This is a genomic window from Pseudomonas sp. F2 (assembly GCF_057174385.1).
In genome coordinates, this window is record NZ_CM169904.1 from 2,591,920 (window position 1) to 2,607,620 (window position 15,701).

The following is a 15,701-nucleotide window of genomic DNA, read 5'->3' on the forward strand; positions in this document are numbered from 1 at the left end:
AGAGTCAGCAATGCCCAGCCCACTGCGCCCGGATCAACGCCGATTCCCGTTGCACGTGCACATCAGCGTCATGTTCACCTTCCTGCTGTTGCTGACAGGCGTTGTGCTGGGGTTGTTCAATTATCGCCAGACCACCCGGATCATCCTGTCGAGCAGTGAAAACCTGTTCAATCGCATCGAACAGGACGTGCGCCTGGACCTGCATTCAACTTACGAACCGATCCGGCACCTGCTGAGCCTGCTGGCCGACAATCAGGCGGCCGGCGCTTCGAACCTGCAACAGCGTCTGGCGCTACTCAAGCCGTTCAGTCAGTCACTCAAGGACAACAGCGATCTCGCGTCGCTGTATCTGGGGTACGGCAACGGCGACTTCTTCATGGTTCGACCCTTGCGTACCAACGCCCTTAAAACCCTGCTCAAGGCGCCGCCGACCGCGGTCTATCAGGTCTGGAGCATCGAGCACGACGCCAGCGGCACCGTATCGTCGCAGTCACTGTTCTTCGATCAGACACTGGCGCCGGTGGGGCGCGACGTCAATTCCGACGACCGCTACGACCCGCGTACCCGCAACTGGTACATCAACGCCCTGCAACAGGGTGACCAGATCACCACCGAGCCCTATGTATTTTTCTCCACGCACAATGTGGGCACCACGCTCGCCCGTCGCAGCAGCGCAGACTCCGTCATCGGTGCCGACCTGACCCTTGAAGCACTTTCCGCCACCTTGCTCAAGCACGTCGTCACCCCCTCCACCGAAATCGTGTTGTTCGATGCCGATGGCAATGCGGTGGCCTATCCCGATAGCCGCCGGCTGATTGTCGATGACCGCAGCGCGCGCCTGGCCAAGGCCGCCGACCTGAGCCCGAACCTGCACGCGTTGCTGTCCACGCCCCATCAGGGCAAACGGCTCGACGTCAATGGGCGCCACTGGATCGTCGCCCGCAGCAACCTGCAGGAAGGTGGGCCGAACGGTTTGCAGATGGCCCTGCTGGTGCCGGAGGACGAACTGCTGGCCGACGCCTACCGCATGCGCTGGCAAGGCGCGCTGATCACCCTCGCGATCTTGCTGCTGTGCCTGCCGCTGGGCTGGCTGATCTCGCGGATTCTGGTCAAACCGTTGCACGCGCTGGTCAAGGAAGCCGACGCGATCCGCAGTTTCGATTTCAATTTTCCGGTCACCCGCCGCTCGCCAGTGCTGGAGGTCGACCAGTTGAGCCTGTCGATGGCGCGCATGAAAGACACACTCGCCAGCTTCTTCCGTATCACCGACAGCCTCAGCGCCGAAACCCGCTTCGCCCCGCTGCTGCAACGGGTGCTGTTCGAAACGGTGCAGATCGCCCAGGCCCAGGCAGGGTTGATCTATCTGCGCGAAAGCGACGGCAACCGCATGGAACCCTATGGACTGGTGATCGACGGTGTTTCGCAGGAGCCGGGCGGGTTCAACGTGCTCGGCCAGGACCTGCTGGCAGATCAGGGCCCGGCGTGGTTTCAGCAACTGATCCACGCCGACAACGTGGTCAGCAGCCTCGGCTTCGAGCAGGCCGCAGACTTGCAGAACGTCCTGTTGGCCATGCAGTCGCCGCGCATCCACCTGATCGGTATCCGCCTGCGTAATCGCCACAACGAGACCATTGGCCTGTTGGTTCTGCTGATCAACGACAGCGGCAACGCTCAGGATCTGGAAAAACTGCGCCCGGACCGCATTGCCTTCCTGCAAGCAGTGTCCGGTGCGGCGGCGGTGAGTATTGAAAGTCAGCGTCTGCAAGCGAAACAGAAGCAGTTGCTCGATGCGTTCATCCAGTTACTGGCCGGCGCCATCGACGCCAAGAGCCCCTACACCGGCGGCCACTGCCAACGTGTGCCGGAATTGACCTTGATGCTTGCGCAGGCCGCTGCCGCCAGCCAGGCACCGGCATTTCAGCGTTATCAGCCCAGCGAAGACGAGTGGGAAGCCCTGCACATCGCGGCCTGGCTGCACGATTGCGGCAAGGTCACCACTCCCGAATATGTCGTCGACAAGGCGACCAAACTGGAAACCCTCAACGATCGCATCCACGAAATTCGCACCCGTTTCGAAGTGCTCAAGCGCGACGCCTGGGTCAGTTATTGGCAGGCGCTGGCGCTCGGCGGCAACGCGGCGCAACTGAGCGAACAGCGTGACGCCGCGCTGACGCAACTGGACGATGACTTTGCCTTTGTTGCCCGCTGCAATCTGGGCGGCGAGGCCATGGCACCCGCCGATCTGCAGCGCCTTGAGCGCATCGCCGAGCGGCGCTGGATGCGCACCCTCGATGATCGCCTGGGGGTGTCATGGGAGGAAAACCGCCGTCAGGCGCAAACGCCCGCGCCAACGCTGCCAGTCAGCGAGCCACTGCTGGCGGACAAGCCCGAACACCTGATCGAACGCGCCGAGAGTGAACTGATTCCGGAAGACAATCCGTGGGGGTTCAAACTGGATGTGCCGCGTTACAAATACAATCGCGGCGAACTCTACAACCTGAGCATTGCCCGGGGCACCCTGACCCGCGAAGAGCGCTACATCATCAATCACCACATGGTGCAGACGATCCTGATGCTCAGCCACCTGCCCTTCCCCGGGCACCTGGACAGCGTCGCGGAAATCGCCGGGGGGCATCACGAAAAAATGGACGGCAGCGGCTATCCAAAGCGCCTGAAACGCGAAGACATGAGCCTGCCGGCACGGATGATGGCGATTGCCGATATTTTCGAGGCGCTGACGGCTGCGGATCGGCCGTACAAGAAAGCCAAAACCCTGAGCGAGGCATTGGCGATCATGGCCACCATGTGCCGCGAGGCGCACATCGACGCCGAGCTGTTCGCGCTGTTCATCAATGACGGGGTTTACATGCAATACGCTGCGCGGTTTCTCGATCCGCGCCAGATCGATGCGGTGGATCCGGCCAGCCTGCTGCGCAAGGCTGGCCTGAGTGCCTGATCAGCAGTCGGTCAGACGCAGGAAGATCGCCGCCAATTGCTCGATACCTGCCTGATCGTCGGTGCCAAAACGCGCCAGTTTCGGGCTGTCGAGATCGAGTACGCCGATCAACCGACCGTCCTTGACCAGCGGCACTACCAACTCGCTGTTGGAAGCGCTGTCGCAAGCGATATGGCCCGGGAACGCATGCACGTCTTCGACGCGCTGAGTCTGTAGACTGGCCGCCGCGGCGCCACACACGCCGCGCCCGAACGGAATGCGCACGCAAGCGATCTGGCCCTGGAACGGACCGAGCACCAGCTCTTCATTGCGATTGAGGTAGAAACCCGCCCAGTTCAAGTCATCGAGCTGGTTGAACAGAAACGCCGAAAACTGCGCGGCATTCGCGATGAAATCGCGCTCGTCCGCCAGCAGCGATTCCAGTTGTGCGGCCAACATGCCGTAGCCTTCGAGGCCCTGGCCGCTTTGTTGCAAATCAATCATGCCTTGTGCTCCAGCAATTTCAGACCCACCCAGTAACGGGCGAATTGGTACGCGCAACGGCCGTTGCGATTGCCGCGCCCGGTGGCCCAGCGCACGGCGAGAATGTCCAGTTGTTCGTCGCGCTGCCAGCTCAGGCCAGCCTTGGCGGCCAACTGGCCGATCCAGTGTTCGACGACATTGAGGAAGTGTTCCTGGGTAAACGGATAAAACGACAGCCACAGACCGAAACGGTCCGACAAGGCGATCTTGTCTTCCACCGCCTCACTCGGATGCAGCTCGCCGTCGACACGCTTCCAGTTTTCGTTGTCGCTTTCCTTCTCCGGCACCAGATGGCGGCGATTGGAAGTGGCGTACAGCAGAACGTTGTCCGGGGCCTGCTCGAGCGAGCCGTCGAGCACGCTTTTCAGCACGCGGTAATCGCCTTCGCCGGATTCGAACGACAGGTCATCGCAAAACAGCACGAAGCGCTGCGGCAGTTTGCCGATCTGCTCGACCACGCGCGGCAGGTCGGCCAGATGGTCGCGTTCGATCTCGATCAACCGCAGGCCAGCCTTGGCGTGCTCAGCCAGCAGCGCGCGCACCAGCGAGGATTTACCGGTACCGCGCGAACCCCAGAGCAGCGCATGGTTGGCCGGCATGCCGTCGAGAAACTGCTGGGTGTTGCGGCCCAGTTGCTCCAGTTGACGGTCGACACCGATCAGGTCGGACAGGCGCATGTCGAGGCTGACGTCCAGCGGCAGCAAGTATCCGCTACGCCCGTCTCGCTGCCAGCGCGCGGCCAGGCAAGTATTCCAGTCGATCAGCGGACGTGGCGCCGGCAGCAAGGGTTCGATCCGCGCCAGAACCGACTCGGCGCGTTCAAGAAAAGCATTCAATCGGGAATCCACGTCTTCTCCTCGGGCACGTTCACAGTGATGATGTCGATACAGCGACGACAGACAGATCTCAATCCCCGCTCAGGCCTTGTTACAAGGCGATTCGGGAACCTCGGTATCCATACATGATCGACTATGCTTGAGCAGCGAAGGGAAACGGAAGTGGTTCAACACCCCATGGATATCAAATTCACCCACCGGCTGTCTTACAAGCAAGCCAGATTCACTGTGCTGGTCGGGTTCATTCTGGGCACGCTGCTCAGCCTGCTGCAAATCGGCATCGATTATGCCAGCGAAGACGCCTCCATCAACCGTGAAATCCTGTCTTTGCTGGAAATCAGCCACAATCCGGCATCGCGGATCGCCTACAACATCGACGCGGAACTGGCGCAGGAACTGACCCTGGGGCTGTTGCGTTCGCCGGCGATCATCTCGGCGCAACTGACGGACAACAATGGCAACGTGCTGGCCAACGTCAAACGCCCGGAGCTGCAAAGCGGCTATCGAGTGATCAGCGACTTCCTGTTCGGCGCCAAACGCCAGTTCGAAGACCGTCTGTACCTCGACCACCTGCCTGACGAATCATTGGGCATCCTCAGCCTTGAAGTCGACACGTACGCGTTCGGCAGCCGTTTCCTGCGCCGCGCCGAAGTCACTCTGCTCAACGGGTTTGCCCGCAGCCTGATCCTCACCGGGATCCTGCTGGCGTTGTTCTACGTGATGCTGACCAAGCCACTGGTACGGCTGATTCGTGAACTCAGTGCGCGCGACGCACGCAGTGCAGAACCGACAACGCTGGAATGCCCGGCCGGACACGCCAATGACGAGATCGGCGTGCTGGTCAAAGTCGCCAACCAGCAGTTCGAAAACATCGCCACGGAAATCCAGCAGCGCCGCACCGCCGAAAACCGCCTGACCGACTACCTCGGGCAGCTGGAGCACATCGTTTCGGCCCGCACCGCCGAGCTCAAGGCGATCAACACCCGGCTCAGCCAGTCCAACGAAGAACTGGAGATCGCCCGCAGCACCGCACTGGACATGGCCGAAGCACGCTCGGCGTTCCTTGCCAACATGAGTCACGAGATCCGCACCCCGCTCAACGGTCTGCTAGGCATGATCGCCCTGTCCCTTGACGGCCCGCTGAATGCCGAACAACAGCAACAGCTGTCAATAGCCCATGACTCGGGCAAGGTGCTGGTGGAGCTGCTCAACGATATTCTCGACCTGTCCAAGTTCGATGCCGGACAACTGGAGCTCGAGCACATCCCGTTCGACCTCGGCTCGCTGATCGAGGATACCGCCAATCTGCTGTCGCAGAACGCCGCGCCGAGCGTCGAACTGACCTGCCTGATCGATCCGCACTTCCCCGCTCTGGTGCTGGGAGACCCGACCCGGGTGCGGCAGATCGTCAGCAACCTGTTGTCCAATGCCCTGAAGTTCACCCGCTTCGGTCGGGTTGATGTGCGCCTGTCGGCCCATGGCGACGGGGTGCGCATCGAAGTCTGCGACACCGGTATCGGCATCGCCCAGGAGGCCCAGGTGAAAATATTCCAGCCGTTCACCCAGGCGGGCGCCGGTATCACCCGGCAGTACGGCGGCACCGGTCTCGGCCTCGCGCTGACCTACAACCTCTGTGAAGCCATGCAGGGTCGACTGACCATCAGTTCCGAGGCCGGTTTCGGCAGTCAGTTCTGTGCCGACCTGCCGCTGCCGTGCCATACCCGGGCGATCATGCCGCCACCGCTGCACGGCAAGGTATTGGCGATCACCGCGGCCAGCAGCGGCCTCGCCGAACTGCTCAAGATGCTGTTGCCGGTGTGGGGCGTGACTTACGAACAGCGCACCATGGACGACCCGCTGCTGGGCCTGTCACCCGATCTGCTGATCACCGATTGCCCGGAATGCCTGTTCAGTCTGCGCCCGACCCTTAGCGCGCCGATCCTGGTGGTGACCGCTTATGGCAGCTTCATGCCCAGCGAAGAGGCCGCAGCGCTGGCGCCATTGCAGCAACAGGCCCGACCACTGGCACGCAACGCGCTGTATCAGATCCTGCGGCGCATTCTGCTGGCAGACATCACCACGAACAACGATGCGCAGCACGAAAGCCAGCCGGTTCAACGCCGCGGACGCGTGCTGCTGGTGGAGGACAATCCGGTCAACCAGTTGGTGGCCAAAGGCATGCTCGGCAAGCTCGGTTGCGACGTGGTGGTCGCCGCCCACGGTGCCGAAGCGCTGGATCAACTGGAGCACGATGAGTTCGACCTGGTGCTGATGGACTGCAACATGCCGGTGATGGACGGCTACGAGGCGAGCCGGCAGATTCGCCAGAGCGGGCGCTGGCCGCATCTGCCGATCGTCGCGCTGACCGCCAACGCCATGTCGGAAGAGCGCGAACGCTGCCGTGCCGCCGGCATGAGCGATTACCTGGCCAAGCCGTTCCGCCGCGAAGAGCTGGCGACCCTGCTCGATCAGTGGATTCCGACTACGTCAGCGCTTTGATCTGCCCCAGCAAGTGATCGAGACCGTTACGCAAATCGTTGAGCCGTTCAAGATCCACGCCGCTGTCGCACAATAATCGGGCCTTGAGCGGCCCGACCTGCTCGCGCAACGCCTGACCCTGGGTGGTCAGGCTTAAATGCACTTCACGCTCATCGCGCGTAGAACGCTGGCGCTGCACCCAATGCAATTGCTCAAGCCGCTTGAGCAACGGCGTCAGAGTGCCGGAGTCCAGCGCCAGACGCTCGCCCAAGGCCTTGACCGTCGGTTGCTCCGGCGCTCTGTCCTGCCACTCCCACAGCACCAGCATCACCAGGTACTGCGGGTACGTCAGGCCGAGCTGATCGAGCATCGGCTTGTAAGCGCGAATCACCGCCCGGGACGCGGCATACAACTTGAAGCACAACTGACTGTCGAGCTTCAGCGAATCGTCGGGCAGGCTGTTCATTTGAGCAGGGCTTCGATCTCGCCGCTGATGTCCTGCGGCCTGGTGGTCGGGGCAAAACGCTTGACCAGTTGCCCATCCTTGCCGATCAGGAACTTGGTGAAATTCCACTTGATGCCCTCGGAGCCGAGCAGACCCGGAGCGCGTTTTTTCAACTGCACGAACAGTGGATGCGCATCAGAACCGTTGACATCGATCTTCTTGAACAACGGGAAACTCACGCCGTAATTCAGCTCACAGAATTCGCTGATCGCACCCTCGTTGCCTGGCTCCTGCTTGCCGAACTGATTACACGGAAACCCCAGCACCACCAGGCCCTGATCCTTGTAGGTCTGCCACAGCTCTTCCAGGCCTTTGTATTGCGGGGTGAAGCCGCATTTGCTGGCGGTATTGACCACCAGAACGGCCTTGCCGGCGAAATCGGCCAGGGTTTTTTGCTCACCCTTGATGGTGGTGACAGGAATATTCAGCAGGTTGTCGCTCATGAGACGGCTCCACGGGTTATCGGCAAAGGCCAAACATAGCGAGCAATTAAATTGTGTGCAATTTAATTAATTGAGTTGCCATCATGTAGGAGCTGCCGAAGGCTGCGATCTTTTGATCTTAAAAAATCAAGAGATCGCAGCCTTCGGCAGCTCCTACAGGGGTGGATCAAACCAGCCGGGCAAGCCAGCAGTTCAATCGCGAGGCTCGAGGTTCAGGCACACGGAGTTGATGCAATAACGCAGGCCGGTCGGTGGCGGACCATCGGGAAACACGTGGCCCAGATGCGCGTCACAGCGAGCGCATTTGACCTCGGTGCGGATCATGCCGTGACTGGTATCGCGGATTTCGGTCATGGCGCTTTCGCCGATCGGCGCGTAGAAGCTCGGCCAGCCGCAGCCGGAATCGAATTTGGTTTGGGAGTCGAACAGCGGCTCATTGCAGCAGACGCAATGATAAATACCGTCGGTTTTGGTGGCGTTGTATTTGCCGGAGAACGGCCGTTCGGTCGCACTGAGCCGGCACACGTTGTACTGCTCGGGGTCGAGCATCGCACGCCATTCTTCCAGGGTTTTTTCCAACTTTTCCATCATCACACCTCAACGGCTGAAAAAGCCCGATCTGTACCTTTTCCACGGATCGGGTGGCACGTATGATTGCGCCTCGTCACACGCCAGTCTGGCAGCCAGACCGGGCGCATTCAAACGGATTATTGGCGCCACCGCGCAAGACTCCGCCTGTGCGAAGACGCAGGAATCCCAGTACGGTTGGCCATCCGCCGTCTGGATCGTTCATTTTCGGGATCACATCGCCATGCAGTTCAGCAAATCGAACAAGCTCGCCAACGTCTGCTACGACATTCGCGGACCGGTGCTCAAGCACGCCAAACGTCTGGAGGAGGAAGGCCAGCGCATCCTCAAGCTGAACATCGGCAACCCGGCACCGTTTGGTTTCGAAGCGCCGGACGAAATTCTCCAGGACGTGATCCGCAACCTGCCGACCGCTCAGGGCTACAGCGATTCCAAAGGCCTGTTCAGCGCCCGTAAAGCGGTGATGCAGTACTACCAGCAAAAGAATGTCGAAGGTGTCGGCATCGAAGACATCTACCTGGGCAACGGCGTGTCCGAGCTGATCGTGATGTCGCTGCAGGCGCTGCTCAACAACGGCGACGAAGTGCTGGTACCGGCCCCGGACTACCCGCTGTGGACCGCCGCCGTGAGCCTGGCCGGCGGTAACGCCGTGCATTACCTGTGCGACGAGGGTGCCGACTGGTTCCCTGATCTGGCCGACATCAAGGCCAAGATCACGCCGAACACCAAGGCCATGGTGATCATCAACCCGAACAACCCGACCGGTGCGGTGTACTCGAAGGAAGTACTGCTGGGCATGCTGGAAATCGCCCGCGCGCACAATCTGGTGGTGTTCTCCGACGAGATCTACGACAAGATTCTTTATGACGATGCCGTGCACATCTGCACCGCCTCGCTGGCACCGGACCTGCTGTGCCTGACCTTCAACGGGCTGTCGAAATCCTACCGCGTGGCGGGTTTCCGCTCCGGCTGGATCGCCATCTCCGGGCCGAAACACAATGCCCAGAGCTACATCGAAGGTATCGACATGCTGGCCAACATGCGCCTGTGCGCCAACGTGCCGAGTCAGCACGCAATCCAGACTGCCCTCGGCGGCTATCAGAGCATCAATGATCTGGTGCTGCCGCAAGGTCGTCTGCTGGAGCAGCGCAACCGCACCTGGGAGTTGCTCAACGACATTCCGGGCGTCAGCTGCGTCAAGCCGATGGGCGCGCTGTATGCATTCCCGCGGATCGACCCGAAGGTCTGCCCGATCCACAACGACGAAAAATTCGTCCTTGACCTGCTGCTTTCCGAGAAGTTGCTGGTGGTGCAAGGCACGGCGTTCAACTGGCCGTGGCCGGATCACTTCCGCGTGGTGACCCTGCCCCGCGTCGACGATCTCGAGATGGCCATCGGACGTATCGGCAACTTCCTCAAGTCCTACCGCCAGTAACCGGTCGACCGTGCGCAACGGCCCGAACGTTGCGCACTGTCTGATTCAGCAACACTTCTGCCCTCCCCGCCTCGCAGGGCCTTCTACACTTGCGATTCATATAGTCCACTTGCCTCTGGCGCAGTGGTGGCGGGTGGCGGCTGGCTGTCATCCCTTTCGGTTTCGGTCGTGGGCAATGGCCTGCAGCCCCGGAATCCGCTGTAGGACACAGTTTGAAATAGTCACTCAGTTGAATCACCCCGTGCCGCACCTTATATACCCCGCAGTACGCTACATCTTTAGCTTGAGGAGATTTCTACAACCATGATGCGCATCCTGCTGTTTTTGGCCACTAACCTGGCGGTCGTGCTGATAGCCAGCATCACCCTGAGCCTGTTCGGCTTCAACGGGTTCATGGCGGCCAACGGGGTTGATCTCAACCTCAGTCAGCTGCTGGTTTTCTGTGCGGTCTTTGGTTTCGCCGGTTCGCTGTTCTCGCTGTTCATCTCAAAGTGGATGGCCAAGATGAGCACCGGCACCCAGATCATCAGCCAGCCACGTACCCGGCATGAACAATGGCTGCTGCAAACCGTCGAGCAACTGTCCCGCGAAGCTGGGATCAAGATGCCCGAAGTCGGTATTTTTCCGGCCTACGAGGCCAACGCCTTTGCGACCGGCTGGAACAAGAACGACGCGTTGGTCGCAGTCAGCCAGGGCCTGCTCGAGCGTTTTTCGCCAGATGAAGTGAAAGCCGTTCTGGCCCACGAAATCGGTCACGTGGCCAACGGTGACATGGTCACCCTGGCGCTGATCCAGGGCGTGGTGAACACCTTCGTGATGTTTTTTGCGCGGATCATCGGCAACTTCGTCGACAAGGTGATTTTCAAGAACGAAGAAGGCCAGGGCATTGCCTACTACGTGGCGACCATCTTCGCCGAACTGGTCCTGGGCATCCTCGCCAGCGCTATCGTCATGTGGTTCTCGCGCAAGCGCGAATTCCGTGCCGACGAAGCCGGCGCTCGTCTGGCGGGCACCAACGCGATGATCGGCGCGCTGCAACGCCTGCGCGCCGAACAGGGCCTGCCGGTACACATGCCGGACACCCTGAACGCCTTCGGCATCAACGGTGGCATCAAACAGGGCTTTGCCCGCATGTTCATGAGCCACCCGCCGCTGGAAGAGCGTATCGACGCGCTGCGTCGTCGCGGTTGATCCATCTGGCGTGACAACCGAAAAGGCCCGCAGCGATGCGGGCCTTTTTGTGCTCGGGATTGTGTGTTGCGGATCTGGCCCCATCGCTGGCAAGCCAGCTCCCACAGTGATCTGATTCGTCCTCGAATCCAGAAAACACCACAAAACCCTGTGGGAGCTGGCTTGCCAGCGATGGGGCCCGCACCGCCAATACAAACCTATCGACCAGAAACCCTGTAAACCCGCTCCTCCAACCGCGTCACCCCCGCCTGCAAAAACTTCCAGCTCTCCCCCAGCACATCCTGCTCTTCCAGCATTCGCACCTGCCAGGCACCCGCCAGCAAGCGCCACACCTCATCATCGCTCACCGCAAACGGTGGCCCGGACATTTGCGCCTGATCATAATCCAGAGTGATCAACAACCCTTGCACAACCGGCGGCAGGATTTGCTGCAGATGCGCCGCATAGCGTTCACGCATCGCAGGCGGCAAGGCGATCAACGCTGCCCGGTCGTACAACGCTACGCAGTCCGCTACATCGTCTGCAGTCAGCGCGAAGAAATCACCGCACCACAACTCGATGGAATCGCCGCGATAGACCTTGAACGGCCCCTCGTCGCTGACCTGCGGCGTTACCTGATGCTCACTGAAGAAGTCCTCGATGGCCTTCTGCGACAACTCGACCCCGAGCACCTGATATCCGCGCCCGGCCAGCCACAACAGATCCAGGCTTTTGCCGCACAGCGGCACCAGCACTCGCGCCTGGGCCGGGATATTCAACTGCGGCCAGAGACGCTGCAGATACGGATTCACCTCAGGCAGGTGAAAGCCGATCTGATTGGATTCCCACTTCTTGTGCCAAAACTCAGGCTGCATGTTTCACCTCAAAAAATTCGATCAATAAGCGTTAAAACTTATATTAGATTTAGATCAATGATCTGACTGAAGATGGCACCATCTTACCGCTCAGGAACCTTTCCATGTTTCCCAGCCTGTTTATCTCCCACGGCTCGCCAATGCTGGCCCTGGAACCCGGCGCCAGCGGCCCGGCCCTCGCGCGCCTGGCGGCCGAACTGCCTAAACCGAAAGCCATCGTGATTGTCTCTGCCCACTGGGAAAGCCAGGAATTGCGGGTCAGCAGCCATTCGCAACCCGAAACCTGGCACGACTTCGGCGGTTTTCCCCGCGCCCTGTTTGAAGTGCAATATCCGGCGCCGGGCAATCCGCAACTGGCCACCGAAGTGGCCGAATTGCTCAACGCTGCCCATCTGCCGGCTCGCCTCGATCCGCAACGACCGTTCGACCACGGCGTGTGGGTGCCACTTTCGCTGATGTACCCGCAGGCGGATATTCCAGTGGTGCAGGTGTCGCTGCCGAGTCGCGGTGGCCCGGCGCTGCAAACCCGTGTCGGGCACGCACTGGCGAGTCTGCGCGAGCAGGGTATTTTGCTGATCGGCTCCGGCAGCATCACCCACAACCTGCGCGAGCTGGACTGGCATGCCGGCCCGGAAAGCGTCGAGCCGTGGGCGCGGGATTTTCGTGACTGGATGATCGACAAGTTGGCGGCCAATGACGAAGCAGCGTTGCACGACTATCGTCAGCAGGCACCGAATGCGGTGCGCAGCCATCCGAGTGATGAGCATTTGTTGCCGTTGTATTTTGCCCGTGGTGCGGGAGGTGAGTTCCGCGTAGCGCATAAAGGCTTCACGATGGGTGCACTGGGTATGGATATCTATCGCTTCGGCTGACGTCATCGCTGGCAAGCCAGCTCCCACAGGGTTGTGGGGCGAGGCAAAAAGCAGACATAAAAAATCCCCGAACCAGTCGGGGATTTTTCATGTTCGATCAATCAGCCCGAGGGCGGATCAATCTTCGCGGTAGCGACGCAGTTTCAGCTGCTTGCCAGCGACGCGAGTGTCCTTCAGCTTGGTCAGGAGTTTGTCCAGACCATCTTCCGGCAGCTCGACGAGGCTGAAGCTGTCACGCACCTGAATGCGACCGATCGCTTCGCGGGCCAGACCACCTTCGTTGAGGATGGCGCCCAGCAGGTTCTTGGCGGCGATACCGTCACGCGCACCCAGCGCGGTACGGCAACGGGCACGACCTTCGCCCAGAGGCATTGGCGCGCGACGCTCGCGGTCGCCACGATCAGGACGATCACCGGAACGCTCAGGACGGTCGCCACGCGGTGCGTTGTTCGGCACCAGTGGACGTTCCTTCTCGATCGCTGCCAGGTTCAGCGCTTGACCGTTGGTTGCCTTGCGCAGCAGGGCTGCAGCCAGTGCACGCGGGGTGCAACCGATGTCAGCGGTCAGACGATCGAGCAGCTCGCCGTGAGTCGATTCGGCATCGGCGACCAGCGGCGACAGGCTATTGGTCAGTTTCTTGATGCGTGCATCGAGCACAGCTTGAGCGTCCGGCAGACGCACTTCGGCAACTTTCTGGCCGGTGACACGCTCGATCACTTGCAGCATGCGGCGCTCACGTGGAGTCACCAGCAGCAGCGCACGACCTTCGCGACCGGCACGGCCGGTACGGCCGATACGGTGCACGTAGGATTCCGGATCGTACGGCATGTCCACGTTGAACACGTGGGTGATGCGCGGAACGTCCAGACCACGGGCAGCCACGTCGGTCGCGACAACGATGTCCAGACGGCCATCCTTGAGCGAGTCGATGACGCGCTCACGCTGGTTCTGGGCGATGTCACCGTTCAGCGCAGCGGCTTTGTAGCCTTTGGCGTCCAGGGCACTGGCCAGATCCAGGGTCGCTTGCTTGGTGCGCACGAACATGATCAGCGCGTCGAAGTCTTCCACTTCCAGCAAGCTGAGAACGGCGGAAGTCTTCTGGTCAGCGTGAACCAACAGGTGAGCCTGTTCGATCGCGGTAACGGTCTGAGTCTTGCTCTGGATCTTCACGTGCTTCGGATCGCGCAGGTGGCGCTCGGCGATGGCACGGATCGACTGCGGCAAGGTTGCCGAGAACAATACGGTCTGACGGGTTTCCGGCATGGCCTTGAAGATCACTTCCAGGTCGTCCATGAAGCCCAGTTTGAGCATTTCGTCCGCCTCGTCCAGAACCAGGTGGTTCACGGTAGCGAGGACTTTTTCGTCGCGACGCAGGTGGTCGCACAGACGGCCCGGCGTGGCGACAACGATCTGTGCGCCGTTACGGATTGCTTTCAATTGTGGGCCCATCGGCGCGCCGCCGTAGACAGCCACAACAGTTACGCCCGGCATTTGCTTGGCGTAGGTTTCGAAAGCGGTTGCAACTTGTAGCGCCAACTCACGAGTTGGGGCCAGGATCAGAGCTTGCGGCTCGCGCTTGGACGGATCAATGCGGTGCAGGATAGGCAGGGCAAAGGCAGCGGTTTTACCGGTACCGGTTTGCGCCTGACCAATCATATCGTGACCGGCGAGGATGATCGGGATCGACTGCTGCTGAATGGCCGAAGGCTCTTCATAGCCGGTAGCGACTACTGCAGCGACAATATTGGGATGAAGTTCAAGAGCGGCGAAGCCGCCGATTTCCTGGGTCATGGGTCTGCCTCTAAGTGCATCCGCAAAGACCCATGCTCCAAAGCTGCGCATGCCGTGTTGAGACTCTAGAGTCGCCCTGGCAGCTTTGTCGGCGGGGATTTGCGAAAACGTATGAATGAAAAAGAATCGTCAAGGAAGAGCCCGCAGTGCGGACGTGCAGCCGAAGCTGACTTCGGGGAATTGCGCTACCTAAACGCGGCCCGGTTAAAGGCCGGCGCGCACTATACCGGAATTTGCCCAAAAAGGGAGCTTTTTTTATCAGCTGAATCGCGGTGTCACCGCTGTGTAACGGGGTTTTGCGGATAATCGTGCGAAGGTCTATTTTGCAAAGGCCCGGCCTTGCGGGTGATGACGCTTAAACGATTCATCGATGTGCGGCATACCGTCGCTGCACCCGCCCTTCCCGCCCGAGGATCTACCCATGAATCAGCCCTGCCCCGGCCGCGTCAGCCGTGAACGTCGAGGTCATATCCACTTGATCGGCCTTGACCGGGCCGCCAAACGCAATGCCTTCGACCTCGATATGCTCAATGACCTGAGCCTGGCCTACGGTGAGTTCGAGGCCGACAGTGACGCGCGAGTGGCCGTGGTGTTCGGGCATGGCGAGCACTTTACCGCCGGTCTGGATCTGCTCAACGCCAGCGCCGCCCTCGCCGAAGGCTGGCAGGTTCCGACCGGCGGTTGCGACCCGTGGGGCGTTTTCGTCGGGCCGCGCGTGAGCAAACCGGTAATTGTCGCCGCGCAGGGCTACTGCCTGACCATCGGTATCGAGTTGATGCTGGCCGCTGACATCAACCTGTGCGCGAGCAATACCCGCTTCGCGCAAATGGAAGTACAGCGAGGGATTTTTCCTTTTGGTGGCGCGACCTTGCGTTTTCATCAGGTGGCCGGCTGGGGCAACGCGATGCGCTGGCTGCTGACCGGCGATGAGTTCGATGCGCATGATGCATTGCGCCTGGGTTTGGTACAGGAAGTAATGGCCAGTGAGGACCTGCTGCCCCGCGCGATCGAACTGGCCGAGCGGATTGCCCGGCAGGCACCGTTGGGGGTGCAGGCGACGCTGATGTCGGCGCGGCAGGCACGGTATGAAGGTGAGACGGCGGCGGCGCAGGGGTTGCCGGCACTGGTGAAGAAGTTGCTGGGGAGTGAGGATGCCAAGGAAGGCATCAGCTCGCTGGTTGAGCGGCGGCCAGGCATCTTCAAAGGGATCTGAAAGATGTCGTTACATCA

Annotated in this window: 13 protein-coding genes; 6 read left to right on the top strand and 7 right to left on the bottom strand. The window is 60.7% G+C overall.

Annotated elements, in window-relative coordinates:
* Positions 1 to 10: 10 nt before the first annotated feature.
* The gene (locus AC193Q_RS11475) at positions 11 to 2,956 is read left to right on the top strand and encodes an HD domain-containing phosphohydrolase (protein WP_483879549.1); all 2,946 of its coding nucleotides are present in this window, start codon (positions 11 to 13) and stop codon (positions 2,954 to 2,956) included.
* On the opposite strand, the gene AC193Q_RS11480 is transcribed toward AC193Q_RS11475, so the two are convergent.
* A complete protein-coding gene (locus AC193Q_RS11480; RefSeq protein ID WP_039770434.1) occupies positions 2,957 to 3,439 on the bottom strand; it encodes a GAF domain-containing protein in 483 nt (160 codons plus the stop codon). It lies immediately after the preceding gene.
* On the bottom strand, positions 3,436 to 4,326 hold the full coding sequence (locus AC193Q_RS11485) for an ATP-binding protein (protein ID WP_047295439.1): 891 nt from the start codon (positions 4,324 to 4,326) through the stop codon (positions 3,436 to 3,438). The genes AC193Q_RS11480 and AC193Q_RS11485 overlap by 4 nt, the downstream gene beginning before the upstream one ends.
* A gap of 165 nt (positions 4,327 to 4,491) precedes the next feature.
* Here AC193Q_RS11485 and AC193Q_RS11490 point away from each other — a divergent pair, with 165 nt between their 5' ends.
* Positions 4,492 to 6,813 (top strand): hybrid sensor histidine kinase/response regulator, encoded by a 2,322-nt coding sequence (locus AC193Q_RS11490; RefSeq protein WP_483879550.1) that lies wholly within the window; start codon positions 4,492 to 4,494, stop codon positions 6,811 to 6,813.
* Here the strand turns inward: AC193Q_RS11490 and AC193Q_RS11495 are convergent.
* From AC193Q_RS11495 to msrB, 3 genes are all read right to left on the bottom strand, one after another.
* Positions 6,797 to 7,258 (bottom strand): MarR family winged helix-turn-helix transcriptional regulator, encoded by a 462-nt coding sequence (locus AC193Q_RS11495; RefSeq protein ID WP_483879551.1) that lies wholly within the window; start codon positions 7,256 to 7,258, stop codon positions 6,797 to 6,799. The two genes, AC193Q_RS11490 and AC193Q_RS11495, sit on opposite strands and share 17 nt — an antisense overlap.
* On the bottom strand, positions 7,255 to 7,740 hold the full coding sequence (locus AC193Q_RS11500; protein ID WP_483879552.1) for a glutathione peroxidase: 486 nt from the start codon (positions 7,738 to 7,740) through the stop codon (positions 7,255 to 7,257). The genes AC193Q_RS11495 and AC193Q_RS11500 overlap by 4 nt, the downstream gene beginning before the upstream one ends.
* Positions 7,741 to 7,932: 192 nt before the next feature.
* A complete protein-coding gene (gene msrB / locus AC193Q_RS11505; protein WP_041069831.1) occupies positions 7,933 to 8,328 on the bottom strand; it encodes a peptide-methionine (R)-S-oxide reductase MsrB in 396 nt (131 codons plus the stop codon).
* Positions 8,329 to 8,551: 223 nt separating this feature from the next.
* Here msrB and AC193Q_RS11510 point away from each other — a divergent pair, with 223 nt between their 5' ends.
* On the top strand, positions 8,552 to 9,763 hold the full coding sequence (locus AC193Q_RS11510) for a pyridoxal phosphate-dependent aminotransferase (protein ID WP_003226761.1): 1,212 nt from the start codon (positions 8,552 to 8,554) through the stop codon (positions 9,761 to 9,763).
* Between the two features lie 303 nt (positions 9,764 to 10,066).
* Positions 10,067 to 10,954 carry a protease HtpX gene (htpX, locus tag AC193Q_RS11515; protein WP_041069582.1) on the top strand — a complete coding sequence of 296 codons (888 nt, stop codon included), beginning with the start codon at positions 10,067 to 10,069 and terminating at the stop codon, positions 10,952 to 10,954.
* 197 nt (positions 10,955 to 11,151) lie between these two features.
* Here htpX and AC193Q_RS11520 read toward each other — a convergent pair whose 3' ends face one another.
* Positions 11,152 to 11,808 carry a thiopurine S-methyltransferase gene (locus tag AC193Q_RS11520; protein WP_121186500.1) on the bottom strand — a complete coding sequence of 219 codons (657 nt, stop codon included), beginning with the start codon at positions 11,806 to 11,808 and terminating at the stop codon, positions 11,152 to 11,154.
* A 104-nt stretch (positions 11,809 to 11,912) separates the two neighbouring features.
* Between AC193Q_RS11520 and AC193Q_RS11525 the strand changes: the two genes are divergently transcribed.
* The gene (locus tag AC193Q_RS11525; RefSeq protein ID WP_121186502.1) at positions 11,913 to 12,680 is read left to right on the top strand and encodes a DODA-type extradiol aromatic ring-opening family dioxygenase; all 768 of its coding nucleotides are present in this window, start codon (positions 11,913 to 11,915) and stop codon (positions 12,678 to 12,680) included.
* Positions 12,681 to 12,797: 117 nt separating this feature from the next.
* Here AC193Q_RS11525 and AC193Q_RS11530 read toward each other — a convergent pair whose 3' ends face one another.
* On the bottom strand, positions 12,798 to 14,471 hold the full coding sequence (locus AC193Q_RS11530; RefSeq protein WP_007964821.1) for a DEAD/DEAH box helicase: 1,674 nt from the start codon (positions 14,469 to 14,471) through the stop codon (positions 12,798 to 12,800).
* Between the two features lie 421 nt (positions 14,472 to 14,892).
* On the opposite strand from AC193Q_RS11530, the gene AC193Q_RS11535 reads away from it, so the two are divergent.
* Complete coding sequence (locus AC193Q_RS11535; protein ID WP_121186504.1) at positions 14,893 to 15,684, top strand: crotonase/enoyl-CoA hydratase family protein; 792 nt, start codon at positions 14,893 to 14,895, stop codon at positions 15,682 to 15,684.
* The last annotated feature ends 17 nt before the right edge of the window (positions 15,685 to 15,701 follow it).